The sequence below is a fragment of the Mycobacteriales bacterium genome (assembly GCA_035690485.1).
Classification (GTDB): Bacteria; Actinomycetota; Actinomycetes; order JAFAQI01; family DASSKL01; genus DASSKL01.
Genome location: DASSKL010000019.1, coordinates 17,092 through 42,906, shown reverse-complemented (window position 1 = coordinate 42,906; position 25,815 = coordinate 17,092). Strand labels below are relative to the sequence as shown.

21 protein-coding genes are annotated in these 25,815 nt (G+C 73.7%); 18 read left to right on the top strand and 3 right to left on the bottom strand.

The window, feature by feature from the left end:
- The 14 genes from VFJ21_03675 to VFJ21_03610 all read left to right on the top strand — a co-directional run.
- Nucleotides 1-2,011, top strand: a 2,011-nt coding sequence (locus tag VFJ21_03675) for a polyribonucleotide nucleotidyltransferase (protein HET7406220.1), incomplete at its 5' end; no start/stop codon positions are given.
- A 1-nt stretch (nt 2,012) separates the two neighbouring features.
- A complete protein-coding gene (locus VFJ21_03670; GenBank protein ID HET7406219.1) occupies nt 2,013-3,350 on the top strand; it encodes a pitrilysin family protein in 1,338 nt (445 codons plus the stop codon).
- Nucleotides 3,347-4,093, top strand: coding sequence for a 4-hydroxy-tetrahydrodipicolinate reductase (dapB, locus tag VFJ21_03665; GenBank protein ID HET7406218.1), 747 nt, complete (start codon nt 3,347-3,349; stop codon nt 4,091-4,093). The genes VFJ21_03670 and dapB overlap by 4 nt, the downstream gene beginning before the upstream one ends.
- A 70-nt stretch (nt 4,094-4,163) precedes the next feature.
- Nucleotides 4,164-5,192, top strand: coding sequence for a hypothetical protein (locus VFJ21_03660; protein HET7406217.1), 1,029 nt, complete (start codon nt 4,164-4,166; stop codon nt 5,190-5,192).
- A gap of 95 nt (nt 5,193-5,287) precedes the next feature.
- Nucleotides 5,288-6,010, top strand: a complete 723-nt coding sequence (thyX, locus tag VFJ21_03655; protein ID HET7406216.1) for an FAD-dependent thymidylate synthase — start codon at nt 5,288-5,290, stop codon at nt 6,008-6,010.
- 54 nt (nt 6,011-6,064) lie between these two features.
- Complete coding sequence (locus VFJ21_03650; GenBank protein HET7406215.1) at nt 6,065-6,607, top strand: hypothetical protein; 543 nt, start codon at nt 6,065-6,067, stop codon at nt 6,605-6,607.
- Nucleotides 6,608-6,642: 35 nt separating this feature from the next.
- Nucleotides 6,643-7,548, top strand: a complete 906-nt coding sequence (gene dapA, locus VFJ21_03645; GenBank protein HET7406214.1) for a 4-hydroxy-tetrahydrodipicolinate synthase — start codon at nt 6,643-6,645, stop codon at nt 7,546-7,548.
- Between the two features lie 34 nt (nt 7,549-7,582).
- Nucleotides 7,583-9,271: a ribonuclease J gene (locus tag VFJ21_03640; protein HET7406213.1), complete on the top strand. Its 1,689-nt coding sequence runs from the start codon at nt 7,583-7,585 to the stop codon at nt 9,269-9,271.
- Nucleotides 9,272-9,353: 82 nt separating this feature from the next.
- On the top strand, nt 9,354-11,810 hold the full coding sequence (locus tag VFJ21_03635; GenBank protein HET7406212.1) for a DNA translocase FtsK: 2,457 nt from the start codon (nt 9,354-9,356) through the stop codon (nt 11,808-11,810).
- A gap of 138 nt (nt 11,811-11,948) precedes the next feature.
- The gene (locus tag VFJ21_03630; protein ID HET7406211.1) at nt 11,949-12,731 is read left to right on the top strand and encodes a RodZ domain-containing protein; all 783 of its coding nucleotides are present in this window, start codon (nt 11,949-11,951) and stop codon (nt 12,729-12,731) included.
- Nucleotides 12,732-12,765: 34 nt separating this feature from the next.
- On the top strand, nt 12,766-14,172 hold the full coding sequence (gene rimO, locus VFJ21_03625; GenBank protein ID HET7406210.1) for a 30S ribosomal protein S12 methylthiotransferase RimO: 1,407 nt from the start codon (nt 12,766-12,768) through the stop codon (nt 14,170-14,172).
- A 20-nt stretch (nt 14,173-14,192) separates the two neighbouring features.
- Nucleotides 14,193-14,840 (top strand): CDP-diacylglycerol--glycerol-3-phosphate 3-phosphatidyltransferase, encoded by a 648-nt coding sequence (pgsA, locus tag VFJ21_03620; protein ID HET7406209.1) that lies wholly within the window; start codon nt 14,193-14,195, stop codon nt 14,838-14,840.
- Entirely contained in the window at nt 14,837-16,102 is a 1,266-nt protein-coding gene (locus tag VFJ21_03615) for a competence/damage-inducible protein A (GenBank protein HET7406208.1), read from the top strand. The genes pgsA and VFJ21_03615 overlap by 4 nt, the downstream gene beginning before the upstream one ends.
- 92 nt (nt 16,103-16,194) lie before the next feature.
- Nucleotides 16,195-16,530, top strand: coding sequence for a helix-turn-helix transcriptional regulator (locus tag VFJ21_03610; protein ID HET7406207.1), 336 nt, complete (start codon nt 16,195-16,197; stop codon nt 16,528-16,530).
- Nucleotides 16,531-16,535: 5 nt separating this feature from the next.
- Here VFJ21_03610 and VFJ21_03605 read toward each other — a convergent pair whose 3' ends face one another.
- Both VFJ21_03605 and VFJ21_03600 read right to left on the bottom strand, forming a co-directional pair.
- Complete coding sequence (locus tag VFJ21_03605) at nt 16,536-17,324, bottom strand: DNA-formamidopyrimidine glycosylase family protein (GenBank protein HET7406206.1); 789 nt, start codon at nt 17,322-17,324, stop codon at nt 16,536-16,538.
- A 22-nt stretch (nt 17,325-17,346) separates the two neighbouring features.
- Nucleotides 17,347-21,771, bottom strand: coding sequence for a DEAD/DEAH box helicase (locus VFJ21_03600; protein ID HET7406205.1), 4,425 nt, complete (start codon nt 21,769-21,771; stop codon nt 17,347-17,349).
- Between the two features lie 53 nt (nt 21,772-21,824).
- Between VFJ21_03600 and VFJ21_03595 the strand changes: the two genes are divergently transcribed.
- The 3 genes from VFJ21_03595 (at nt 21,825) to VFJ21_03585 (ending at nt 23,797) form a co-directional block, all read left to right on the top strand.
- The gene (locus VFJ21_03595; GenBank protein ID HET7406204.1) at nt 21,825-22,019 is read left to right on the top strand and encodes a DUF3046 domain-containing protein; all 195 of its coding nucleotides are present in this window, start codon (nt 21,825-21,827) and stop codon (nt 22,017-22,019) included.
- A gap of 199 nt (nt 22,020-22,218) precedes the next feature.
- A complete protein-coding gene (gene recA, locus VFJ21_03590) occupies nt 22,219-23,280 on the top strand; it encodes a recombinase RecA (GenBank protein HET7406203.1) in 1,062 nt (353 codons plus the stop codon).
- 1 nt (nt 23,281) lies between these two features.
- Nucleotides 23,282-23,797 carry a regulatory protein RecX gene (locus tag VFJ21_03585; protein ID HET7406202.1) on the top strand — a complete coding sequence of 172 codons (516 nt, stop codon included), beginning with the start codon at nt 23,282-23,284 and terminating at the stop codon, nt 23,795-23,797.
- A gap of 51 nt (nt 23,798-23,848) precedes the next feature.
- On the opposite strand, the gene VFJ21_03580 is transcribed toward VFJ21_03585, so the two are convergent.
- Nucleotides 23,849-23,992: a hypothetical protein gene (locus VFJ21_03580; GenBank protein ID HET7406201.1), complete on the bottom strand. Its 144-nt coding sequence runs from the start codon at nt 23,990-23,992 to the stop codon at nt 23,849-23,851.
- A gap of 127 nt (nt 23,993-24,119) precedes the next feature.
- On the opposite strand from VFJ21_03580, the gene rny reads away from it, so the two are divergent.
- Nucleotides 24,120-25,811 (top strand): ribonuclease Y, encoded by a 1,692-nt coding sequence (gene rny, locus VFJ21_03575; protein ID HET7406200.1) that lies wholly within the window; start codon nt 24,120-24,122, stop codon nt 25,809-25,811.
- The last annotated feature ends 4 nt before the right edge of the window (nt 25,812-25,815 follow it).

Below are 25,815 nucleotides of genomic sequence, written 5' to 3'. Positions count from 1 at the left end.
GGAGCGGCAGTACGCCGCGGGCAAGATCCCCGGCTCGTTCTTCCGCCGCGAGGGCCGGCCCAGCGAGGACGCGATCCTCACCTGCCGGCTCACCGACCGGCCGCTGCGGCCGTCGTTCGCCAAGGGCCTGCGCAACGAGATTCAGGTCGTCTCGACGATCCTGGCGCTCAACCCCGACCACCTCTACGACGTCGTCGCGATCAACGCCGCGGCCTGCTCGGTGCTGCTGGCCGGCCTGCCGTTCACCGGCCCGATCGCCGGCGTGCGGATCGCCCACGTCGACGGCCAGTGGGTGCCGTTCCCGACCTACTCGGAGCTGGAGCGCGCGACGTTCGACATGGTCGTCGCCGGGCGGGTGCTCGAGGACGGCAGCGACGTCGCGATCATGATGGTCGAGGCCGAGGCCACCGAGCACACCGTGGCACTCGTCCGCGGCGGGGCGACCGCGCCGACCGAGGAGGTCGTCGCGCAGGGCCTCGAGGCGGCCAAACCGTTCATCCGCGAGCTGTGCCGCGCCCAGCGCGAGCTGGCCGACGCGGCCGCCGTCGACCGCAGCACCCGCGACTTCCCGGTCTTCCTCGACTACGGCGACGACGTCTACGAGGCGGTCGCCGCGGCGGCCACCGACGAGCTGCGCCGCGCGCTGACGGTCGCCGACAAGCAGGAGCGCGAGAGCGAGCTCGACCGCATCCGTGCCGCCGCCGTCGACAAGCTGACCGGTCAGTTCGACGGCCGGGAGAAGGAGTTCGGCCCGGCGTTCCGCGCGCTGACCAAGAAGCTCGTGCGCCAGCGCGTGATCAGCGACGGCGTGCGCATCGACGGCCGCGGCACCCGCGACATCCGCCAGCTCAGCGCCGAGGTGGGCGTGGTCCCGCGGGTCCACGGGTCGAGCCTGTTCGAGCGGGGCGAGACGCAGATCCTCAACGTGGCGACGTTCAACATGCTCCGGATGGAGCAGATGATCGACACGCTCAACCCCGAGACGCGCAAGCGCTACATGCACCACTACAACTTCCCGCCCTACAGCACCGGCGAGACCGGCCGCGTGGGCTCCCCGAAGCGCCGCGAGATCGGGCACGGCGCGCTCGCCGAGCGGGCGCTGATCCCGGTGCTCCCGAGCAAGGACGAGTTCCCCTACGCGATCCGGGTCGTCTCCGAGGCCGTCGGCTCCAACGGCTCCACGTCGATGGGGTCGGTCTGTGCGTCGACGCTGTCGCTGATGGCCGGCGGTGCGCCGCTCAAGGCACCGGTCGCCGGCATCGCGATGGGTCTGATCCACGAGGGTGACGACTACGTCACGCTCACCGACATCCTCGGCGCCGAGGACGCGTTCGGCGACATGGACTTCAAGGTCGCCGGCACCCGCGAGTTCGTGACCGCGCTCCAGCTCGACACCAAGCTCGACGGCATCCCCGCGTCGGTGCTCGGCGCCGCGCTGCAGCAGGCCCGCGAGGCGCGGATGACGATCCTCGACGTGATGGCGGAGGCCATCGCCCAGCCGGCGGAGATGTCGCCGTTCGCGCCGCGGATCATCACCGAGAAGATCCCGGTCGACAAGATCGGCGAGGTGATCGGGCCGAAGGGCAAGGTCATCAACCAGATCCAGGACGACACCGGCGCCGACCTGACCGTCGAGGACGACGGCACGATCTACATCGGCGCGACCAACGGCGAGGCCGCGGAGGCCGCGCTGAAGATGGTGCGCTCGATCGTGTCGCCGGTGCAGCCCGAGGTCGGCGAGCGGTTCCTCGGCACGGTCGTGAAGACGACCAACTTCGGCGCCTTCGTCAGCCTCATGCCGGGCAGGGACGGCCTGCTGCACATCTCCCAGGTGCGCAAGCTGGTGGGCGGCAAGCGCATCGACAGCGTCGAAGACGTGCTCAAGGTGGGCGACAAGATCCAGGTGCAGATCGCCGAGATCGACCCGCGCGGCAAGCTGTCGCTGGTCCCGGTCGACGGCGGTGGCGCGGGCGACGCGCAGCCGGCCGACGCGCAGCCGGCCGCGGAGTAGCGTGCCGGTCTCGCTGCACCCGGACGCCCAGGCGCCGGGCACCACCCGCACCCTGCAGAGCGGCGCCGACGGGCTCGTCCGCCGCACGGTGCTGCCCGGCGGGCTGCGGGTGATCAGCGAGGCGATCCCGGCCGTGCGGTCGGTGGCGTTCGGGGTGTGGGTCGGCGTCGGGTCGCGCGACGAGACGCCGGCCCTGTCCGGCGCGTCGCACTACCTCGAGCACCTGCTGTTCAAGGGCACCCGGCGTCGCGACGCGCTGGAGATCGCGGCCGTGATGGACGCGGTCGGCGGCGAGATGAACGCCTTCACCGCCAAGGAGTACACCTGCTACTACGCCCGGGTCCTCGATGCCGACCTGCCGCTCGCCGTCGACGTGGTCAGTGACATGGTCACCGCGTCGGTGCTGCGTGGCCCCGACGTCGAGTCCGAGCGCGACGTGATCCTCGAAGAGATCGCGATGCACGACGACGACCCCGGCGACGCGGTGCACGACACGTTCGCCCAGACGCTCTGGGGCGCGGCGCCGCTCGGCCGGCCGGTGCTCGGCACCGACGAGTCGATCGCCGCGATGACGCGGGCGCAGATCGCCGGCTACTACCGCCGCCGCTACACGCCGGACAACGTCGTGGTCGCCGCCGCCGGCAATCTCGACCACGGCCGGCTGCTGCGGCTGGTCAAGGCGGCGTTCGCCCCGACGCTCGCCGACGACGGGCGCCGCCACGCCCCGGCCCGTGCCGGCCGGCAGCGCGGCGCCGGTGCCCGCGGCGTCACCGTCGTACGCCGTCCCACCGAGCAGGCCAACCTGGTGCTCGGCACCTCCAGCATGGCCCGCCGCGACGACCGCCGGTTCGCGCTCGGCGTCCTCAACGGCGCCCTCGGCGGCGGCATGTCGAGCCGGTTGTTCCAGGAGGTGCGGGAGAAGCGGGGTCTCGCCTACTCGGTCTACAGCTACACCTCGCAGTACGCCGACGCGGGCCTGTTCGGCATCTACGCCGGGTGCCAGCCGGCGAAGGCCGACCAGGTGCTGGCCCTGTGCCGCGCGCAGGTGGCGGAGGTCGCCGAGCGCGGCATCACCGACGAGGAGATGGCCCGCGGCAAGGGCCAGCTTCGCGGCGGCATCGTGCTCGGCCTGGAGGACACCGGCAGCCGGATGAGCCGGCTCGGCAAGGCCGAGCTCGTCTACGGCGAGCTGCACGGGGTGGGCGAGGTGCTCGAGCGCATCGAGCGGGTGACCCTCGACGAGGTCCGGCAGGTGGCCGGCGAGGTGCTCGGCGGGCCGATGGCGCTCGCGGTCATCGGCCCCTTCGACGACCACGACTTCTCGGCGGCCGTGGCATGAGCGCCATCGCGGTCGGGGTGCTCGGCGCCGCCGGCCGGATGGGCTCGGAGGTCTGCGCCGCAGTCGAGGCCGCCGACGACATGCGCCTGGCCGCGGCCGTCGACGCCGGCGACGACCGGGAGCCGCTGCGCGCCTGCGAGGTCGTCGTCGACTTCACCCAGCCCGACGCGGTGATGGACAACCTGCACTGGTGCATCGAGGCGCAGGTGCACGCCGTGGTCGGCACGACCGGTTTCACCGACGAGCGGCTCGCGCAGGTGCGCGACTGGCTCGCCGCCCGGCCCGGACTGGGCGTCGTCGTTGCGCCGAACTTCGGGATCGGGGCCGTCCTCATGATGCGGTTCGCCGCGCAGGCCGCGCGGTTCTTCGACTCCGTCGAGATCGTCGAGCTGCACCACCCGCGCAAGATCGACGCGCCCAGCGGCACCGCGACCCGCACGGCCGAGCTGGTCGCGGCCGCCCGGGCCGCCGCCGGCTGCCCCCCGATGCCCGACGCGACGGCGACCGGGCTGCCGGGCGCGCGCGGGGCCGACGTGGCCGGCATCCCCGTGCACGGCATCCGTCTGGCCGGGCTCGTCGCCCACCAGGAGGTGCTGCTCGGCACCGAGGGGGAGACGCTCACCATCCGCCACGACTCCCTGCACCGGTCGTCGTTCATGCCCGGCGTGCTCCTCGCCGTCCGCGAGGTCCGCCGCCGGCCCGGCCTCACGGTCGGGCTCGAGTCGCTCCTAGGCCTCGACTGACGCGCCCCTCCGGGTGCTTGACGGCGCTCCCGCGCGGGCGTCCCATGGGAGCAAGCCGAGGAGGTAGGCCGTGCCCGAGCGCGCGCTGCACATCCCCGAGGGTGGTTTCTGGCCCGCGCCGGTGATCCCGCAGCCGAACATCTACCCGATGGAGTGGCGGGTCGAGACCCCCAAGCTCGCCGAGATCTACGAGAAGTCCAAGCGCGCGCTGTGGAACCCCGCCGACCTGCCGTGGGACGCCCTGGCGCCGGAGCGCTACACCGAGGACGAACGCCTCGCCATGGCCTACTGGTGGGCGCTGCTGGCCAACTTCGACGCGAGCGGCCCGGCGGTCTTCGCCCGGGCCACGATCCACGCCTTCGAGCAGCACGAGGAGGACCCGGTCCGCAAGTGCTTCTTCTCGATCACCCGCGACGAGATGAACCACGAGGAGTGCTGCCAGCGGGCGATCGGGCTGCTCTGGCCGGGCGGGCCGCTCGACTGGGAGCCGCGCACCGACCTCCAGCGCGCGGCCCACAACAACATCGGCTGGCTCTACCACAACGGCGGGCGCTACTGGAACGGCTACTCGGCCAGCCTCGGCAAGCACCCGCTCGCGGTCGTCTTCACCAGCTTCATGATGGGTGAGGTCGCGTCGTCCACGCTGTTCCGGATGATGGCGACCGGTGCCCGCAACCCGGTGTTCGAGGAGATCTTCACCCGCATCGGCCGCGACGAGGCCCGTCATCTGCAGATCTGCATGACGATCCTGGAGCAGGACTGGCCCGGGCTGACCGACGCCCACAAGGTCCAGGTGACCAAGCAGCTGCGGGCCGGCTTCGTGTTCCTGTCGATGATCCTCTGGGAGCCGCCGGCGCAGTTCTGGGACCTGCCGCCGTACTTCCTCGACAACCACCGGGTGCTCATCGGCATCGCCCGCGACGCGGGGCTCGGCATCCTCGGCTACGAGGAGCAGGCCGACAACTGGCGTACGGCGATCGCGCGGGTTCGCAAGATCGTCGACCGGTGGGGCATCGAGTTCCCCAGCATCCCCGAGCTCGACATCTCCGGCGTCGACGTGGGGGAGATCGGCGCGGAGGACATCATCCCGGTCTTCTGACCCCCCGTGACCGAGCCTCCGTGATCATGACCATCCGGCGACGCCAGAGCGTCGTTGACCGGCGATGGTCGGTGCGCGGAGTTAGGTTGGCGGCCATGGGCGAGCACGACATCGAGTTCCGCAGCGACGTCACCGTCGAGCTCGTGAAGGCCAGCGCGTCCGATGCCGACGTCGTGTGGGCCGCCCGGGTGTCCACGGCGGGGGAGAAGTCGCTGGAGGCCGCCGACCAGGACCCGTCGCGCTCCGCCGGCCTGATCCGCTACCTGATGCGCGACCGGCACGGCAGCCCGTTCGAGCACTCGCACTTCACGTTCCTGGTGCGGGCGCCGATCTTCGTCTTCCGCGAGCACATGCGCCACCGCACGTTCTCCTACAACGAGGAGAGCGGGCGCTACCGCCAGCTCAAGCCGGTCTTCTACGTGCCGGGCCCGCAGCGGGCGCTGGTGCAGGAGGGCAAGGCGGGCGCCTACACGTTCGTCGACGGCACGCCGGAGCAGCACGCGATCGTCGAGGAGGCCACCCGCGGCGCCTGTGCCGCGGCCTACCAGGCCTACGAGCAGATGCTCGCCGCCGGCGTCGCCCGCGAGGTGGCCCGCGGCGTCCTGCCCGTGGCGACCTACTCGTCGATGTACGCCTCCTGCAACGCCCGTGCCCTCATGCACTTCCTGTCGCTGCGCACCAAGCGCGAGGGGTCGATGTTCCCGAGCTTCCCCCAGCGGGAGATCGAGATGGTCGCCGAGCAGATGGAGGAGCACTTCGCCCGGCTGATGCCGCTGACCTACCAGTCGTTCAACGAGTTCGGCCGCGTCAGCCCCTGATCCGTCGCGTGATTTCGGGCCGGGGCGGCCCCGGTTCCGGCGTACGGTGAAGGGGTGCTCGTCCCCGAGGTGCTCGTCGCCGTTGCCGTCATCCTGATGGTGTTCGCGGTGGGCAGCGCCGTGCGCACGATGCTGCTGTTCCGCCGCCGGGTGCGTCAGGTGCTCACCGCGCGCGAGGAGCCGTTCGTGCAGCAGATGTTGCTGGCGCTGCGCCTCGCCGGTGGCGGATCTCCGCGGATCGGGGTGCTGCGCTGGCGGCTCGGCCGCGCGGTCGACGCGGCCCGGGGCGCCGTCCGCGACGCCGTCCGCGCGCACGCCCCCGTCGGTGACCTGCCCGCGCTGCTCGACCGGCTCGAAAGCCTCGCCCGGGCGCATGACGCGACCCTCGCCGCGCTGGGCCGGGGCCGCCCCGACCCCGCACAGCTGCGCGCGGCGACGGAGCGGGTGCGCGACCTGGTGACGATGGCCGACCAGGTGCGCGCCGGTGCGGTCGAGTCGCTGTCCGTGCTTCCGGGTGAGGACCCGCAGGCGCTGGCCGGTGACATCGGCACCGAGGTCACCGCGCTGCGCGAGGGGCGGCGCGCGGCGCAGGCGTGACGGTGCCCGCCGGGCGAGGCGGGTAGCGTTCGCTCATGGCTGCAACACCCGGCGGGTCGCCGGCCACACCGTTCGGCCGCGTCCTCGTGGCGATGGTGACGCCGTTCACCGACGACCTCGCGCTCGACCTCGATGGCGCCCAGCGGCTGGCCGCCCACCTCGTCGACGAGCGGTGCGACGGGCTCGTCATCAGCGGTACGACGGGGGAGTCGCCGACCACCACCGACGAGGAGAAGGAGCGGCTGCTCCGTGCCGTCGTCGAGGCCGTCGGCGACCGGGCGCACGTGGTCGCGGGTGTCGGCACCAACGACACCGCGCACACCGTGGAGCTGGCCCGGCAGGCCGAGAAGGCCGGCGCCCACGGCCTGCTGGTCGTGACGCCCTACTACTCCAAGCCCCCGCAGGCCGGGTTGTTGCACCACTTCCGCACGGTCGCCGACGCGACCGGGTTGCCGTCGATGCTCTATGACATTCCCGGCCGCTCCGGCGTCCCGATCGCGACCGAGACGCTGGTGCGACTGGCCGAGCACGAGCGGATCGTCGCGGTGAAGGACGCCAAGGACGACCTGGCGGCGGCCACCGAGGTGCTGGCCCGCACCGACCTCGCCTACTACTCCGGCACCGACATCCTCACGCTGCCGCTGCTCGCGGTCGGCGCGGTCGGCGTGGTCAGCGTGCCCGGCCACCTGGTCAGCCGGCGGCTCGTCGACCTCGTGGCGGCGCATGCCGCCGGCGACGTGCGACGGGCGATCGAGATCAACCGCTCGCTGCTGCCGGCCTACGCCGGGTTCTTCCGCACTCAGGGCGCGATCATGTCGAAGGCGGCGCTGCGGCTGGCCGGGTTGCCCGCCGGGCCCGTGCGGCCGCCGCTGGTCGACGCGACCGACGACGAGGTCGGGCAGCTGCGCCGGGACCTGGCCGACGCCGGGATCAGCCTGTGAGCAGGTCCGCCGGGCGCGCCGCGGCGGTCGCGGCATGAGCCACCCGCACCCCGAGCTGGGCCCGCCGCCCCCGCTGCCGGCCGACGGGCTGCGGGTCGTCGCGCTCGGCGGCCTGGGCGAGATCGGCCGCAACATGACGGTCTTCGAGCACCGCGGCAGGTTGCTCGTCGTCGACTGCGGGGTGCTCTTCCCCGAGACGGAGCAGCCGGGCGTCGACCTGATCCTGCCCGACTTCACCTACCTGCGCGACCGGTGGGACGACCTCGAGGCCGTGATCCTCACCCACGGGCACGAGGACCACATCGGCGCCGTTCCCTACCTCTTGCGGGAGTGCCCCGACGTCCCGATCGTCGGCTCGCGGCTCACGCTCGCGCTGCTGCAGGGCAAGCTCGACGAGCACCGCATCTCGCCGCAGACGCAGGTCGTGCGCGAGGGGCAGGTGCAGCGGTTCGGGCCGTTCGAGTGCGAGTTCTTCGCCGTCAACCACTCGATCCCCGACGCGCTCGGCGTCTCGATCCGCACGGCGGCCGGGCTCGTGCTGCACACCGGCGACTTCAAGATGGACCAGCTGCCGCTCGACGGCCGGCTCACCGACCTCGGCGGCTTCTTCCGGCTGGGCCGGGAGGGCGTCGACCTGCTGCTGTCGGACTCCACCAACGCCGAGGTGCCCGGCTTCGTCGTGTCCGAGCGCGAGATCGGTCCGGTGCTCGAGGAGGTCTTCCGCGGCGCCGGCCGCCGGGTGATCGTCGCCTGCTTCGCCAGCCACGTGCACCGCGTGCAGCAGGTGCTCGACGTGGCGCACAAGCACGGCCGCAAGGTCGCGTTCGTCGGCCGGTCGATGGTCCGCAACATGGGCATCGCCCGCGACCTGGGCTACCTGAGGATGCCCGGCGACCTGGTCGTCGACCTGCGCCAGGCCGAGGAGATGCCGCCCGACCGGGTCGTGCTCGTGTCGACCGGCTCGCAGGGCGAGCCGATGTCGGCGCTGTCGCGGATGGCCAACCGTGACCACCGCACGATCCGCATCGAGCCGGGCGACACGATCGTCCTCGCCTCCTCGCTGGTGCCCGGCAACGAGACCGCGGTCTACCGCGTCATCAACGGACTGGCCCGGTGGGGCGCCAACGTCGTGCACAAGGACGTCGCACTCGTGCACGTCTCCGGGCACGCCCCGGCCGGCGAGCTGCTCTACGTCCTCAACGCCACCCGGCCGAGCAACCTCATGCCGGTGCACGGGGAGTGGCGCCACCTGCGCGCCCACGCCGCACTCGCCGCGGCCGCCGGCGTTCCCCGCGACAACGTCGTGCTCGCGGACGACGGTGTCGTCGTCGATCTCGTCGACGGAAAGGCCTCGGTCGTCGGGCAGATCCCGTGCGGCTACGTTTACGTCGACGGGCTCGCGGTCGGCGACGTGGCCGAGTCGTCGCTGAAGGACCGCCGCATCCTCGGCAACGAAGGGTTCGTCACGATCGTCACCGTGGTCGACTCCACCAGCGGCAAGGTGACCGCCGGACCGGAGATCCTCGCCCGCGGCTTCACCGAGGACGTCGACCGCTTCGACGAGGTGCGCCCACTGATCGAGGACGCCCTCGCCGACGCCGCTCGCGAGGGCGTGGCCGAGGTGCACCAGCTGCAGCAGATCGTGCGGCGCATCGTCGGCAAGTGGGTCAACGACACCTACCGGCGGCGCCCGATGATCATCCCGGTGGTCGTCGAGATCTGATCGCGACCCGCCGTCCCCCGCGGCGACGCGCCCGCACTGTTGCTGCTGTGACAGTTGAGGCCTACGCCGTAGGCTGATCACCATGCCGACCCGGGGCTCGACCGCAACCCGCGCCGCGCCCGCCACCGGCCGGGCGCCGGCGAAGCGGCGTACGCCGCCGAGCCGTGGCCGCACGGCCAACCGTTCCTCGACGCGGCGGCCGTCCGCGCGCCGGCCCGCCGGTCCCGGCCTGCCCGGGCGGCTGCTGAGGGCACTCGCCCGCCTGGTCGCGGGGGTGTGGATGCTCATCGCCCGGGCCGTCGGCGGGCTCGCCCGCAGCACCGGTCGGGGCGCGCGCGAGCTGGACCCGGCGCACCGGCGCGACGGCCTCGGCCTGGCCGCCCTCGCCCTTGCTCTCGTCGCCGCCGTCGGGGTCTGGTGGCACGGCGCCGGCCCGCTCGGCCACGGCGTCGCCGGCGTCATCCGCACCCTCGTGGGGGCCGGCTCCGCCGCGGTTCCGCTGGTGCTGCTCGGCGCCGGCTGGCGCTTCCTGCGCCGGCCCTCCGACCCGGCCGGTCGCGGCCGCTTGATCATCGGGTGGGCCGCGCTGGCGCTCGGCGTCCTCGGCCTGCTGCACGTGGTCCACGGGCTGCCCCAGACCGGCGCCGGCCGCCGCGCCGCCGGCGGCGTCGTCGGCGTGATCGCGGGGGAGCCCCTCGCCCGCGCGGTCACCGGCTACCTGGCCGGCCCGCTGCTCGTGCTGCTCGCGCTGTTCGGCGTGCTCGTCCTGACCGCCACCCCCGTCCACGCGATCCCGCAGCGGCTGGCCCTGCTGCGCGATCGGCTGCTCCGCCGCCGTGCGCCGGTCGAGGGCGAGCCGGCCGCCGACGAGGCGCTGCCCCCGTTGCGCCGCAGCCGCCCGCGCCGCCGGCAGGGGTCGATGGCGGAGCCGCTCGACTCGGCGCCGTTCGACGTGTCGCCGCTCGTCGCCGACCCGACCGAGGTCACTCCCGAGCCGGCGGCACCCGTGGTGGTGCCGCCGCAGCACACGGCGTCCCCGACCCGGGCCGAGCAGCTGGCGCTGACCGCGCAGGACGGCGACTACCGGCTGCCGCCGCCCGACCTGCTCGGCGACGGCTCCCCGCCGAAGACCCGGACCAAGGCCAACGACACCGTCATCGAGTCGCTGTCGCAGGTCTTCGATGAGTTCGACGTCGACGCGTCGGTCGTCGGCTTCACCCGCGGCCCCACCGTCACCCGCTACGAGGTCGCGCTCGGCCCGGCGGTCAAGGTCGAGCGCATCAAGGCGTTGCAGCGCAACATCGCCTACGCCGTCGCGAGTCCCGACGTCCGCATCATCGACGTGATCCCTGGCAAGTCGGCGATCGGTGTCGAGATCCCCAACACCGACCGCGAGGTGGTCAGCCTCGGCGACGTGCTGCGCTCGCACCCGGCGACGAGCGACCACCACCCGCTCGTCGTGGGGTTGGGCAAGGACGTCGAGGGCCGCTTCATCGTCGCCAACCTCGCGAAGATGCCGCACATCCTGGTCGCGGGTGCGACCGGCTCCGGCAAGTCGACGTGCATCAACACGCTGATCACGTCGATCCTCACCAGGGCCACGCCCGACGAGGTGCGCCTGGTGCTCGTCGACCCCAAGCGGGTCGAGCTCAACCACTACGAGGGCATCCCGCACCTCGTCACCCCGATCATCGTGCAGCCGAAGAAGGCGGCCGAGGCGCTGCAGTGGGTCGTGCGGGAGATGGACCTGCGCTACGACGACCTGGCCGCCAGCGGCTACAAGCACGTCGACGACTTCAACCGCGCGGTGCGCTCGGGCAAGCTCAAGCCGCCGCCCGGCAGCGAACGGGTCTACGCGCCCTACCCCTACATCCTCGTCATCATCGACGAGCTCGCCGACCTGATGATGGTCGCTCCCCGCGACGTCGAGGACGCGATCGTCCGCATCACCCAGCTCGCCCGTGCCGCCGGCATCCACCTGGTGCTCGCGACCCAGCGGCCGAGCGTCGACGTCGTCACCGGGCTGATCAAGGCCAACGTGCCGAGCCGGCTGGCCTTCGCCACGTCGAGCCTGGCCGACAGCCGGGTGATCCTCGACCAGCCCGGCGCCGAGAAGCTCGTCGGGCTCGGCGACGCGCTGTTCCTGCCGATGGGGGCGGGCAAGCCGATCCGCCTGCAGGGCGCCCTCGTCACCGAGACCGAGATCGAGCGGGTGGTGCGGCACTGCCGGGAGCAGATGGAACCCGCGTTCCGCGAGGACGTCTTCGGCGGTGGCGAGAGCACCCGCGAGATCGACGAGGAGATCGGCGACGACCTCGACCTGCTGCTGCAGGCCGTCGAGCTCGTCGTGAGCACGCAGTTCGGCTCGACGTCGATGCTGCAGCGCAAGCTGCGCGTGGGCTTCGCCAAGGCCGGCCGGCTCATGGACCTGATGGAAAGCCGCGGCATCGTCGGGCCGTCGGAGGGTTCCAAGGCACGTGACGTGCTGGTGCGACCGGAGGAGCTCGCGGGGATCCTGGTCACGTTGCGCGGCGGCTGACGACCGCCGGCACCGGGCTGGGCACAACGGCCCCCGCGGCACCTACACTGGCTTCGCCCACGGTGCAGCACGTCGCTGTTGACCCCATGCACGCCGTTGTCGCACGAAGTCGTCACCGGTGGGAGGAGGCTCTTCCCCATGTCCGACGCCACCGTCGGTCAGTCGCTCGCGCAGGCACGCGAGGCCCGCGGGCTCAGCGTCGAGGACGTGGCGGCCTCGACACGCATCCGCGGCCAGCTGATCCGGTGGATCGAGGCGGACGACTACTCGCACTGCGGCGGTGACTTCTACGCCCGCGGCCACATCCGCAGCATCGCGCACGTGGTCGGCATCGACGCCGAGCCGCTGGTGGCCCAGTACGACAAGGCGCACGGCGGTACGCCGGTGCCGGTGGCGCCCACCCAACCGATGGACACCGACCTGTCCGAGCCGAGTGCGAGCCGGCGCCCCAACTGGCGCGCCGCGATGGTGCTGGTGCTGGTCGTGGTCTGCGCGATCGCCGGCGTGGAGCTGGCCCTGTCGTCCGGGTCGTCGAACAACAACACCGCCTCCCCGCCGCGGCCCACCCGGGCGGCGACCCCTCTGGCCACGCCGTCGAGCGTCGGGTCCACCCCGGCGACTGCCCCGAGCAACGCCGTGGCCGCGGTGCCGCGCGACCAGGTCACCGTGCTGATCCGGGTGACGGGTGACACCACCTGGCTGTCGGTCAAGAACGCCGCCGGCCAGGCACTTTTCGAGGGCCTGCTGCGCCAGGGCGACACCCGGACCTTCGCCGACAAGACCGCGCTGCACCTGGTCATCGGCAACGCGCCGGCCGTCCAGCTGGTCGTCAACAACCACGAGATCGGGGCGCCTCCGGGGCAGGGCAACGTGGCCCGGTTGACGTTCACACCGGCCGATTTCGCCAGCGCCGCAGGCTGATCGCCGTCTCGCCCCCGGCGGATACCCTGGACGGGTGTCCCGGTCGGTCGCTGTCGTCACGCTCGGCTGCGCCCGCAACGAGGTCGACAGCGAGGAGCTGGCCGGCCGGCTGACCGCCGACGGGTGGCGGGTCGTCGACGACCCGGACGCCGCAGACGCGGTGCTGGTCAACACCTGCGGCTTCGTCGAGTCGGCCAAGAAGGACTCCATCGACACGCTGCTGGCCGCCGCCGACACCGGCCGGCGCGTGGTCGCGGTCGGGTGCCTCGCCGAGCGTTACGGCGCGGAGCTGGCCCGTGAGCTGCCGGAGGCCGACGCGGTCCTCTCGTTCGACGACTACGCCCAGATCGGCGCCCGGCTCGATGACGTGCTCGCCGGCCGCCCGCTGGTCCCGCACCGCCCGCGCGACCGGCGCACGCTGTTGCCGATCAGTCCCGTCGCGCGCTCGTCGGTGGCGCTGCCCGTACCCGGGCACGGGGACCGGCCCGCCGGCCCGGCGCCGCGGTTCCGTACGCCGCTGCGGCACCGGCTGCAGGGCGGCCCGGTGGCGGCACTGAAGATCGCGTCCGGTTGTGACCGGCGCTGCGCGTTCTGCGCGATCCCGGGGTTCCGCGGCTCGTTCGTGTCGCGCGCGCCTGACGACCTGCTTGCCGAGGCCACCTGGCTGGCCGGGCAGGGCGTCCGCGAGCTCGTCCTGGTCAGCGAGAACTCCACGTCCTACGGCAAGGACCTCGGAGACCTGCGGCTGCTCGAGCGCCTGCTCCCCGACCTGGCCGCGGTGCCGGGCATCGCCCGGGTCCGGGTCTCCTACCTGCAGCCGGCCGAGATGCGGCCGTCGCTGGTGGAGGTCATGACGTCGACGCCCGGCGTGGCGGCGTACTTCGACCTGTCGTTCCAGCATGCGAGCGGCCCGGTGCTGCGGCGCATGCGCCGCTTCGGCGACACCGAGAGGTTCCTGTCGCTGCTGGCGCAGATCCGCGACCGCGCGCCCCTGGCCGGTGCCCGGTCCAACGTCATCGTCGGCTTCCCGGGCGAGACGCGTGCAGACGTCGCGGAGCTCGAGCGGTTCCTCTCCGCGGGCCGCCTCGACGCGGTCGGCGTCTTCGGCTACTCCGACGAGGACGGCACGGAGGCCGCCGGACTCGACGGCAAGGTCCGCGTCGACACGGTCTCGCGGCGCGTGGACCGGATCGGCCGGCTGGTCGAGGAGCTCACCGCGCAGCGCGCGGAGGAGCGGATCGGCGAGGTCGTCGACGTGCTCGTCGAGTCGGTCGACGGCGACACCGCTGAGGGTCGGGCCGAGCACCAGGCACCCGAGGTCGACGGGGTGACCACGGTGGTCGGCGCCGGGTCGCCGGCGGTCGGCGACGTCGTCCGCGCCAGGGTCACCGGCACCGTCGGGATCGACCTCGTCGCCGAGCCGCTGGCGGATCGCGCGTGAGGGAGGCCGCGCAGGCGCTGGTGCCCGAGCCCACGCCCGACCCGGCGGCCGTGCCCGCGACGACGGCCCGCGTCGTCAACATCGCCAACGGTCTGACGCTGCTGCGACTGCTCCTGGTGCCGGTGTTCGTCGCCCTGCTCTTCGCTGACGGCGGACACGCCACCGGCTGGCGGGTCGGGGCCTTCGTGGCGTTCGCGGTGGCGTCGATCACCGATCGCATCGACGGCGACCTCGCCCGCAGCCGTGGGCTGGTCACCAACGTCGGCAAGATCGCCGACCCCATCGCCGACAAGGCGTTGATCGGTGCCGCGCTGATCGGCCTGTCCACACTCGGGGGCGTGCCGTGGTGGGTCACCGGCGTCGTGCTCTCCCGCGAGCTCGGCGTGACACTGCTGCGGTTCATCGTGATTCGCCACGGCGTGATCCCGGCCAGCCGCGGCGGGAAGGTCAAGACGTTCCTGCAGGGTGTCGCCATCGGGCTCTACGTGCTGCCGCTGCCGGGCGGTTGGCCGCACGACATGCGCTTCGCCGTCCTCATGGCCGCCGTCGTCGTCACGCTGGTCACCGGCGCCGACTACATCGCCCGGGCCTGGACGTTGCGGCGGGGAAGCGAGCGCACCGCCCGCAAGCGCGCGCACCGGGAGGCCGCGCGCCGGACCACCCGATGAGGGTCGACCTGCTGGCCGTCGGCACCGAGCTGCTGCTCGGCGACATCGTCAACGGCAACGCCGCCTGGCTCGGCCGGCGGCTGGCCGATGCCGGCATCGACGTGGGCCGCAGCGTCGTCGTCGGGGACGAGGTCGGCGTCATCGCGGCAGCGCTGCGCGACGCGCTGGCGGTTGCGGACGCCGTCGTCGTCACGGGAGGTCTCGGGCCGACGCACGACGACCTGACCCGTGATGCGGTGGCCGCTCTCGCCGGCGTCGCGCTGCGCCGTGAGCCGGCTCTGGTGCAGGGACTGCGCGACCGTTACGCGGCCCTCGGCCGGCAGATGCCGGCGCGCAACCTCGTGCAGGCCGACCTGCCCGAGGGCGCGACGGCGCTGCCCAACGACCGCGGCACCGCGCCCGGGATCCGGCTGGTGGTCGACGATCGGGCCGTCTACGCGATGCCGGGCGTCCCGCACGAGATGGAGGCGATGTTCACCACCGCCGTGCTGCCGGACCTGCTCGCCCGGGCCGGCCGCCCCGCCGCCATCGTCTCGCGGGTCATCCACACCGCCGGCGTCTACGAGTCGGTGCTGGCCGAAGCGCTCGCCGACGTCGTGACCGGCCTCGATGCCGCGGGCAACCCGACTCTCGCCTTCCTCCCCGCGGGTGGCCGGGTGCGGTTGCGCCTGACCGCGCACGCCGCCGACCGCGCGGCGGCCGATGCGCTGATCTCCCCGGTGGAGAAGGAGATTCGCCGCGTGCTCGGCGAGGCAGTCTACGGCGTCGACGGTGACACGTTGGACGGGGCCGTGCACCGGCTGCTCGCCACCGCCGGGGCGACGGTCGCGTCGGCGGAGTCGCTCACCGGAGGGGGGCTCGGCGCGGCTCTGACCGAGATGCCCGGCTCTTCCGCGACCTTCCGGGGCGGTGTGGTGTCCTACGCGACCGACCTCAAGCGCACCCTGCTCGACGTACCCGCCGACGCGCTCGCCGGGGGCGCGGTGTCGGCCGAGGTGGCGGTCGCGATGGCCGACGGCGTACGCCGCAGGCTCGGCGCCACCTATGGCCTGTCGACCACGGGCGTGGCCGGGCCCGACCCGCAGGACGGGCAGCCCGTCGGCACGGTCTTCGTCGGCCTGGCCGGGCCCGGCGGTCACCGGGTGCGCCCGCTGCGGCTGTCCGGCGACCGCGAGCGGGTGCGTGGCTACACGGTCGTGGCCGCCCTCGACCTGCTCCGGCGGCACCTCGAGTTCGCCCGGCCCTGGGACGCACCGCGCTGAGGAACGTGCCGCTGTCCCCGCCGACGGGTACCGTTGACACTCACCGCGCGCCACCAGGTGCGTCCGGCCGACCTCGCGGGAAGGAGCGCCCGATGGTTCTGCTCCGCAGCCTGCTCGGCGACGTGCTGCGTCGGCACCGGCAGCAGCAGGCGCGCACCCTGCGCGAGGTCTCGGCCGAGGCGCGCATCTCGATGGGCTACCTCTCCGAGGTCGAGCGCGGCGTCAAGGAGGCCTCCTCCGAGCTGCTGGCCGCGATCTGCGACGCGCTCGAGGTGCCGCTCGCCGACGTGCTGCGCGAGGTGGGCGACGAGATGGCCGGCACCGAGGCGGTCGGCGCCGAGGTCGCGACGGTCGCGACCGCGACCGTCGCACCGATCGACCGTGCCGAGGCCCGGGTCTCCGACGGTCACGTCGTCGCCGCGGCCTGACTCGATCACCCGGCCGGGTCGGGTCCCGGCTGGCAGCGGCGGCACCAGTACGTCATCCGCTGCTGCTCGCCCTGCCGCGCCGCCGACACGATCGTGCCGCAGCGCCGGCACGGGCGGCCGGCGCGCTCGAAGACCCAGTGCCGCGGTGAGCCCGGGCCGTCGGTGGTGACCCGCCGCACGACGTCGCGGTTGCGGGTCATCTGCGCGTGCGCGGTTCGTACGACGAGGTCGAGGTCGGGCACCTGCCCGACCGGCAGCCAGGGGGAGACGCCGGTGGCGAACAGCGCCTCGGCCTTGTAGACGTTGCCGATGCCGGCCAGGTTGCGCTGATCGAGCAGCGCGTCGCCCACCTCCCGGGCGGGGTCGGCGCGCAGCCGGCGGACGGCCTCGGTCACGTCCCAGTCGGCGCCGAGCACGTCGGGACCGAGGTGGCCGACGACCCGCGCCTCGTCGCCGGTCCGCAGCAGGTCGAGCCGGTGCAGGCGGTAGCCGACCGCGGTCGTCTCCGCGGTCTGCAGGACGGCGCGGATCTGCCAGGCCGGGCCGGGCCAGCGACGCCCGGCGGGATAGGCCCGCCAGCTGCCCTCCATGCCCAGGTGCGAATGCAGGGTCAGCCCGCCGTCGAGCCGGGTGAGCAGGTGCTTGCCGCGGGAGGCCGTCGCGACGACCGTGCGCCCGACGAGGTCGGCGGTCGCGTGCCGCGGCACCCGCAGGTCGGCGGCGACCAGCGGCCGGCCCGCCAGCGCCGCGTCGAGCTGGCGGGCGGCGCGCCAGACGGTGTCTCCTTCGGGCACGTCCCAGTGTCACCCGCCAGGGTCAGGCGCGCAGGCGCAGCCCGCGGGGGCTGGGGTGGAAACCCGCGGCCTGCATCGCGACCGCGAGCGGCGAGTCGAGCACGCCCTCGCCGTCGGCCCGCTCGACCGCGAGTCGCCCGAGGCCGCCCTCGCGCACGGCGAGCGCCAGCGCGTCGACCGCCGGCTGCAGCCGTTCGGGGTCGTCGGTCCATGACAGCAGCGACTTGCCGCCCCGCTCGACGTAGAGCACGAGCTCGCCCTCGACGACCACGACGAGGGCGCCGGCCTTGCGCCCGGGCCGGTGGCCGGACTCCTCGGCGCGCGGCGGCCAGGGCAACGCGGCGCCGTAGGGATTGGCCGGGTCGGTCGCCGCGAGCACCAGCGCCCCGCCCGACGTGGCGTCGGTGCGACGGGTCGAGACCTGCCAGGGCTCGGGTTGCGGCTGGGCCCGGCCGAGGGCGCGCATCCGGTCGACCGCCCCCGGCACGGCGAACTGCGCGGCCCCCAGCGTCTCGACGAAGTAGCCGCGGCGGACGCGCCCGGCCTCCTCGAACGCGCTGAGCACCCGGTATACGCCGGCGAAGCCGCCGGGGACCCGTTCGGCCGCCACCGCGCCGCGGGTTACCAGACCGTGCCGGTCGAGCAGCGTCTCCGCGACGGCGTGGGCGCGCCGGGTCGGGTCGGTGTCGCGGTCGGGCAGCAGCGACCAGCGGCCCGCCACCGTCGGCGGGCCGGTGCGGCTCGGCAGCGCGGGCCGCCGGCGGAAGCCCGGTCGCGCCTGGGCCCGGGACGGGCGGCGGGCGCGGCCACTGCCGCCGAGCAGCGCGCGCACCGGCGCGAGGGTGTCGTTGGAGACGTGCCCGGACCAGACCAGGTCCCAGAGCGCGGCGACCAGGGCCGGGTCGTCGAGCGAGCCGACCCGGTCGGACAGCGACCGGAAGAACAGCGCACCGCCCTCGGCCATGGCGGCCAGCAGCTGGGCGTGCAGCGGCGTCGCGACCGCCTCCTGGTCCGGGGCCGGCAGGAGCAGCGGGGCGCCGTCGGCGGGGTAGAGCGCGAGCCACCCGTCGCCGCCCGGCAGCGCTCCCTGACCGGCCCAGACCACCTCGCCGGCCACGCACAGCTCGTCGAGCATGGCCGGGCTGTAGTCGACGACCCGCGCCGGCAGGACCAGCGACTCGAGCGCCGATGCCGGCACCGACGCGCCTTGCAGCTGCTCGATCGCGCGTAGCAGGGCGTCGTGACCCCGGGCGGCGGCCGGACCGACCTGCTGCCAGGCCGGCAGGAACCGGGCGAGCGCCACGACGGGCGCCGGCTCCACCTCCTGGCGCAACCGGGCGAGCGAGCGGCGGCGCAGGCGGCGCAGCACCTCCACGTCGCACCACTCCAGCGCGGTGCCGGCGGGGCGGAACTCCCCCTGCGCGACCCGGCCCGACGCGCCCATCCGTCGCAGCGTCTGCTCCACGACCGCGACGCCCAGGCCCAGCCGGGCGGCGACGTCGGAAGGTTCGAAGGGCCCGTGCGTGCGGGCATAGCGGCCGACGAGGTCGGCCAGCGGGTCCGCCACGGGTTCGAGGAAGGCCATGGGTACGCCGACCGGCGGGGGCACCCCGAGCCCGTCGCGCAGCCGCCCGGTGTCCTCGACCGCCGCCCAGCGGTCCTCGCCCCCGACTCGCACGCCGATGACCCGCCGCTGCCCGGCAAGCTGCTCGAGCCACTCCGGCCGGCCGCCGCGGGCGGCGACCTCCGCGGTGGTGAGGTCGCCGAGCAGGCGCAGGAGGTCGGCAACTCCCTCGGCATCGTGCACGTGCCGGTCGGACGGCAGCCGTTGCAGCTCGCGCTCGACCTCTTCGACGGCGTGCGGGTCGAGCAGCTCGCGCAGCTGTGCCTGCCCGAGCAGCTCGGCGAGCAGCTGGGGATCGAGGCTGAGCGCCTGGGCGCGCCGCTCGGCGAGCGGCGCGTCGCCGTCGTACATGAACGCGCCGACGTAGGCGAACAGCAGCGACTGCGCGAACGGCGACGGCAGCTGCGTCTCGACCTCGACCACGCGGATCGCCCGGCTCTCGACGTCGCGCATCAGCCCGACGAGCCCCGGGACGTCGAAGACGTCCTGCAGGCACTCGCGCATCGCCTCGAGGATCACCGGGAACGAGCCGTAGTCGCCGGCCACGGACAGCAGCTGTGCCGACCGTTGCCGCTGCTGCCACAGCGGGGCGCGTCGCCCGGGTTGGCGCCGGGGGAGCAGCAGCGCCCGGGCCGCACACTCGCGGAACCGGCTGGCGAACAGTGCCGACCCGCCGAGCTCGGCCCGCACCACCGCCTCCACCTCGTCGGCGTCGAACACCGGGGCGTCGGCGGGCGGGGGCGCGTCGGTCTCCGGGAGCCGCAGCACGATGCCGTCGTCGGTGTGCATCGCCTGTGCCTCGACGCCGTAGCGCTCGCGCAGCCGCGCGGTCAGCGCCAGGGCCCACGGCGCGTGCACCTGCGCGCCGAACGGCGAGTGCACGACGATGCGCCAGTCGCCGAGCTCGTCGTGGAAGCGTTCGACGACGATCGTGCGGTCGTCGGGCAGCGCGCCGGTCGCCTCCCGCTGCTCGGCGAGGTAGCCGAGCAGGTTGTCCGCCGCCCAGCTGTCGAGGCCGGCCTCGACCAGCCGACCGCGCGCCCCCTCGTCGTCGAGACGGGACAGCTCGCGGACGAACGCCCCCAGCGCGCGGCCCAGCTCCACCGGCCGGCCCGGCGCGTCGCCGTGCCAGAACGGCAGCTTGCCCACCAGTCCGGGGGCGGGGGAGACGACCACCCGGTCGTGGGTGATCTCCTCGATCCGCCACGAGCTCGAGCCCAGCGTGAAGATGTCGCCCACCCGCGACTCGTAGACCATCTCTTCGTCGAGCTCGCCCACCCGGCTGGTGCCCTCGCCGGCGAGGAAGACGCCGAACAGGCCGCGGTCGGGGATCGTGCCGCCGCTCGTCGCCGCGAGCCGCTGGGCACCCGGCCGGCCGGTGAGCATGCCGGTGACGCGGTCCCACACCAGCCGCGGCCGCAGCTCGGCGAACTCGTCGCTCGGGTAGCGCCCGGCCAGCATGTCGAGGACCGAGTCGTAGGCCGACTGCGGCAGCTCGGCGTAAGGGGCGGCGCGGCGTAGGACCGCCAGCAGCTCGTCGACGTGCCAGTCGTCCATGGCCACCATCGCGACGACCTGCTGGGCCAGCACGTCGAGCGGGTTGCGCGGGTAGCGCAGCGACTCGATCGCACCGGCGCACATCCGCTCGGCGACGACCGCCGCCGACAGCAGGTCGCCGCGGTACTTGGGGAACATCACGCCCCGGCTCACGGCGCCGACCTGGTGGCCCGCGCGCCCGATGCGCTGCAACCCGCTCGCGACCGACGGCGGCGCCTCGACCTGGACGACGAGGTCGACGGCGCCCATGTCGATGCCGAGCTCCAGGCTGCTGGTCGCCACGACCGCGGGCAGCGTGCCGGCCTTCAGCTGCTCCTCGATCGCCGCCCGCTGCTCCTTGCTGACGCTCCCGTGATGGGCGCGGGCGATCTCCCTGCCACTGACCTCGTTGACCCGCGCGGTGAGCCGCTCGGCCAGCCGCCGGGAGTTGGCGAAGACGATCGTCGACCGGTGCTGCTCGATCAGCTCGGCCACCCGGCCCTCGACCGCCGGCCAGAGGCTGGCCCGGCGCTCCGGGTCGTCGTCGTCGACGCCGTCGCCCGGCTCGCGCATGTCCGCGACCGGGACGACGACCTGCAGGTCGAGCTGCTTGCCGGTGGGCGGCTGGACGACGGTCACCGGCTGCGGGCCGCCGAGGAACCGGGCCACCTCGTCGACCGGGCGCACCGTGGCCGACAGCCCGATGCGCTGGGCCGGCCGTTCGCGCAGCGCGTCGAGCCGCTCCAGCGACAGCGCGAGGTGGGTGCCCCGCTTGGTGGCGGCCACCGCGTGCACCTCGTCGACGATGACGGTCTCGACCGTCCGAAGGGCCTCGCGGGACCTGCTGGTCAGCAGCAGGAACAGCGACTCCGGGGTGGTGATCAGGATGTCCGGCGGGCGCTTGACGAACGTGCGCCGGGCTTCGGGCGGGGTGTCGCCGGTGCGCACGCCGACGTCGATGTCGGGGGGCGTGAGACCGAGCCGCTGCGCCGCTGCGCGCATGCCGGCCAGCGGCGCGCGCAGGTTGCGCTCGATGTCGACGGCGAGTGCCTTGAGCGGCGAGACGTAGAGGACGCGGCAGCGCTGCGTGCGGTCGGCCGGCACCGGCTCGCTCGCCAGCCGGTCGAGCGACCACAGGAACGCCGCGAGGGTCTTGCCGCTGCCGGTGGGTGCGACGACCAGCGCGTTGTCGCCGCGGGCGACCGCCTCCCACGCGCCGACCTGCGCCTCGGTCGGCCCGGCGAACGACGCGTCGAACCATGCGCGCGTCACCGGTGAGAAGTCCATTGGACCAGTGTGCGGGCCGCGCCGACAGTTCTGCCCGGCCATACGCTGGACGGGTGCGGCTGACGGACTTCTGGTGGCGGATGGAGAAGCGGTTCGGGCCGGCCTACGCCGACTCCGTCGCCCGCGACCAGGTGCTGCCCCAGCTCGGCGGGCGCACGGTCCACCAGGCGCTCGCGGAGGGCGAGTCGGCCAAGGACGTGTGGCGCGCGGTCTGTGACCACTGGGAGGTGCCGGCGCGCGAGCGCTGAGATCTCCCCGTGCTTCGGGGGGTTGCGGCGTACGCCGGATCGGCGCGGCGTGTCGGCTGGCATCGAACAGATGTTCGCCTACTGTGGACGCCGACGGGACACGTCCACAGATGCCGGCCGACCCGTCGAAAACTGTCGGCGTCGGTCCGTAGCGTCGCCGGCGACGGCACGACCACTTCGACCCGACGGGGTGAGGTTCATGGCAGCACCCGACCGCGACAAGGCCCTCGACACCGCGCTGTCGCAGATCGAGCGACAGTTCGGCAAGGGCGCGGTCATGCGCCTCGGCGACGACGTCCGGGCGCCGATCGAGGTCATCCCGACCGGCGCGATCGCGCTCGACGTCGCCCTCGGCATCGGCGGCCTGCCGCGCGGCCGGGTGATCGAGCTCTACGGTCCCGAGGCCAGCGGCAAGACGACCGTGGCGCTGCACGCCGTGGCCAGCGCGCAGAAGCAGGGCGGCATCGCGGCGTTCATCGACGCGGAGCACGCGCTCGATCCCGACTACGCCAAGCGGTTGGGCGTCGACACCGACGCGCTGCTGGTCAGCCAGCCCGACACCGGCGAGCAGGCGCTGGAGATCGCCGACATGCTGATCCGCTCCGGCGCGATCGACGTGCTCGTCATCGACTCGGTCGCCGCGCTCGTGCCGCGCGCCGAGATCGAGGGCGAGATGGGCGACTCGCACGTCGGCCTGCAGGCCCGGCTGATGAGCCAGGCCCTGCGCAAGATCACCGGCGCCCTGTCCACGACCGGCACCACGGCCATCTTCATCAACCAGCTCCGCGAGAAGATCGGCGTGTTCTTCGGTTCTCCCGAGACCACGACCGGCGGCAAGGCGCTGAAGTTCTACGCCTCCGTGCGGCTCGACGTCCGGCGGATCGAGACGCTCAAGGACGGCCAGGAGGCGGTCGGCTCCCGCACCCGGGTGAAGGTCGTGAAGAACAAGCTCGCCCCGCCCTTCAAGCAGGCGGAGTTCGACATCCTCTGGGGTGTCGGCATCAGCCGCGAGGGTGGGTTGATCGACCTCGGCGTCGAGCAGGGCCTGGTTCGCAAGTCCGGCGCTTGGTACACCTACGAGGGCGACCAGCTCGGTCAGGGAAAGGAAAATGCCCGGGCCTTCCTGCGCGACAACCCCGACCTCGCCGACGAGATCGAGAAGCGCATCAAGGAGAAGCTCGGCATCGGCCCGCAGGTCGATGCGCCCATCGACCTCGACGCGCCGGTGCCGGTGCAGCCGGTGGTCGACGTCGACTTCTGACGTGCCGGACGACGTCGATCCGGAGCAGCTGGCCCGCGCGATCTGCCTGCGGCTGCTGACCGGCGCACCGCGCACCCGGGCGCAGCTCGCGGCCGCGCTGGCCAAGCGGGGCGTCCCGCAGGCGGCGGCCGAGGCGGTGCTCGACCGGTTCGTCGAGGTCGGGCTGGTCGACGACGCCGCCTACGCGGACGCCTGGGTCACCAGCCGGCACGCGGGTCGCGGGCTCGCCCGTCGCGCGCTCGGCCACGAGCTGCGGCAGCGGGGTGTCGGTGCCGACCACGTCGCGGCCGCACTCGCGCAGATCGACGTCGACGACGAGGTGGCCGCGGCGGCCGAGCTGGTGCGGCGGCGGATGTCGGCACCGGGGCGGCTGCCCCGAGAGGTGCGCGAGCGGCGCCTCGTCGGCATGCTCGCGCGCAAGGGCTATGCGCCGGCGCTCGCGCTGCGGGTGGTCCGCGAGCAGCTCGACGCAGCCGACGAGTCGGTCCGGGCCGGTCACGGCGGCGGTTCACCTTGACCCTCGTTCGGCCTCACGCCTAGCCTCAGGTCACGGACAGAAACCAGCTCGTCACGCGGCCCACCGGGCCGCGGCGAGCGTCGACATAGCGGCACCGCAGCCGGCGTCGCGCACCACGGCACCACCCGACAACCACACAACGACCGGCACGTTCTCCCACACCGTGATCTTTACAACGACCTGGCGGTCGAGCACCCCACGCTCGACGCGCTGACCGCAGCACCGGACTTCCGGCGGCGAGCACGTCCGGCTCCCCGCGGGGCGCGCCGTCCCGGTGCCCTTCACGGTTCCCCGTGCCGATGGCAGAGGAAGGGGACCGATCATGGAGGCGGTTCTCGCCGTCGCGCTACTCGCCGGCCTCCTCGTCTTCGCCGCCGCGGTCGCCCTCCTCGTCCGGGTGCAGCGGCTCGTCCGCCCCGGCGCCGCGGCAGAGCTCCGAGCACCCGAGCAGGCCGCGCCCGGCAGCGCGACCGGCAGCTTTCCCGCTGCTGCCGCCGCGACCGCATCGCGTACCGCAGCGCTCGACGAGGCCGAGGTCGAGGAGATCCGCGCCGGCGTACGCCGCGCCGCCGAGCGCGACGCCGAGGAGATCCGCCGCCGCGCCGAGCTCGCCGCCAACGAGACCGTCCTCGACGCTCGGCGCACGGCCGAGGAGGAGGTGGTCGCGCTCAAGGACGACGCGCGCCAGCTGCGCGAGGAGATCTCCGACCTCAAGGCCGACCTCGAGCGGCGCGAGCAGCGCCTCGCGGAGCGCGAGGAACGCCTCGACGGCGAGCAGCGGCGGGTCGAGCAGCGCGACCGCGACCTCGCCGGGGCCGAGGCGGCGCTGGAGCGGCGCCGGGCCGAGGTCGACGAGCTGGCGGAGCAACGGCAGGCCGAGCTCGAGCGAGTCGCAGGGCTGACTGCCGCCGACGCCAAGGCCGAGCTGGTGAGCGGCATCGAGCAGCAGGCCAAGCGCGAGGCCGCGATCATCGTCCGCGACATCGAGGCCGAGGCCCGCGACCAGGGCGAGGAGCGCGCCCGGCGCATCGTCACGCTCGCGATCCAGCGGGTCGCCACCGAGCAGACGGCCGAGTCCGTCGTCAGCGTGCTGCACCTGCCGAGCGACGACATGAAAGGCCGCATCATCGGCCGCGAGGGCCGCAACATCCGCGCCTTCGAGGCCACGACCGGCGTCAACCTGATCATCGACGACACGCCCGAAGCCGTGCTGCTGTCGGCCTTCGACCCGGTGCGCCGCGAGGTCGCCCGCATCACCCTCGACAAGCTCGTGCTCGACGGCCGCATCCACCCGCAGCGGATCGAGGAGGTCTACGAGCGCAGCAAGGCCGAGGTCGAGGCGCTGTGCCAGCGAGCCGGCGAGGACGCCCTGGTCGACGTGGGCCTCACCGACATGCACCCCGAGCTGATCAACCTGCTCGGTCGGCTCCGCTACCGCACCTCCTACGGCCAGAACGTCCTCAAGCACCTCGTCGAGTCGGCGCACATCGCCGGCATGATGGCGGCCGAGCTTCGTCTCGACCCTGTGCTGCTTAAGCGCTGCACCGTGCTGCACGACGTCGGCAAGGCGCTCACTCACGAGGTCGAGGGCAGCCACGCGATCATCGGCGCCGAGATCGCGCGCAAGTACGGCGAGGACGACGAGGTCGTCCACGCCATCGAGGCTCATCACAACGAGGTCGAGGTCCGCACCGTCGAGGCCGTGCTGACCCAGGCGGCCGACGGCATCAGCGGCGGCCGGCCCGGCGCCCGGCGGGAGAGCCTCGAGCACTACGTCCAGCGGCTCGAGCGCATCGAGGCCATCGCCGGCGCGCACGAGGGTGTGGAGAAGGTGTTCGCCATGCAGGCCGGTCGCGAGGTCCGCGTCATGGTGCTGCCCGACAAGGTCGACGACATCGGGGCCCAGGTCATCGCCCGCGACATCGCCAAGCAGATCGAGGAGGAGCTGACCTACCCCGGTCAGATCCGCATCACGGTCGTGCGCGAGTCGCGGGCCAGCGAGTACGCCCGCTGACATT

Coding starts and splice junctions, on each gene's coding strand:
- recA (HET7406203.1), top strand. CDS start 22,219: ATGGCAGCACCCGACCGCGACAAGGCCCTCGACACCGCGCTGTCGCAG.
- rny (HET7406200.1), top strand. CDS start 24,120: ATGGAGGCGGTTCTCGCCGTCGCGCTACTCGCCGGCCTCCTCGTCTTC.
- dapA (HET7406214.1), top strand. CDS start 6,643: ATGGCTGCAACACCCGGCGGGTCGCCGGCCACACCGTTCGGCCGCGTC.
- VFJ21_03635 (HET7406212.1), top strand. CDS start 9,354: ATGCCGACCCGGGGCTCGACCGCAACCCGCGCCGCGCCCGCCACCGGC.
- thyX (HET7406216.1), top strand. CDS start 5,288: ATGGGCGAGCACGACATCGAGTTCCGCAGCGACGTCACCGTCGAGCTC.
- VFJ21_03630 (HET7406211.1), top strand. CDS start 11,949: ATGTCCGACGCCACCGTCGGTCAGTCGCTCGCGCAGGCACGCGAGGCC.
- VFJ21_03640 (HET7406213.1), top strand. CDS start 7,583: ATGAGCCACCCGCACCCCGAGCTGGGCCCGCCGCCCCCGCTGCCGGCC.
- dapB (HET7406218.1), top strand. CDS start 3,347: ATGAGCGCCATCGCGGTCGGGGTGCTCGGCGCCGCCGGCCGGATGGGC.
- VFJ21_03600 (HET7406205.1), bottom strand. CDS start 21,771: ATGGACTTCTCACCGGTGACGCGCGCATGGTTCGACGCGTCGTTCGCC.
- VFJ21_03615 (HET7406208.1), top strand. CDS start 14,837: ATGAGGGTCGACCTGCTGGCCGTCGGCACCGAGCTGCTGCTCGGCGAC.
- VFJ21_03610 (HET7406207.1), top strand. CDS start 16,195: ATGGTTCTGCTCCGCAGCCTGCTCGGCGACGTGCTGCGTCGGCACCGG.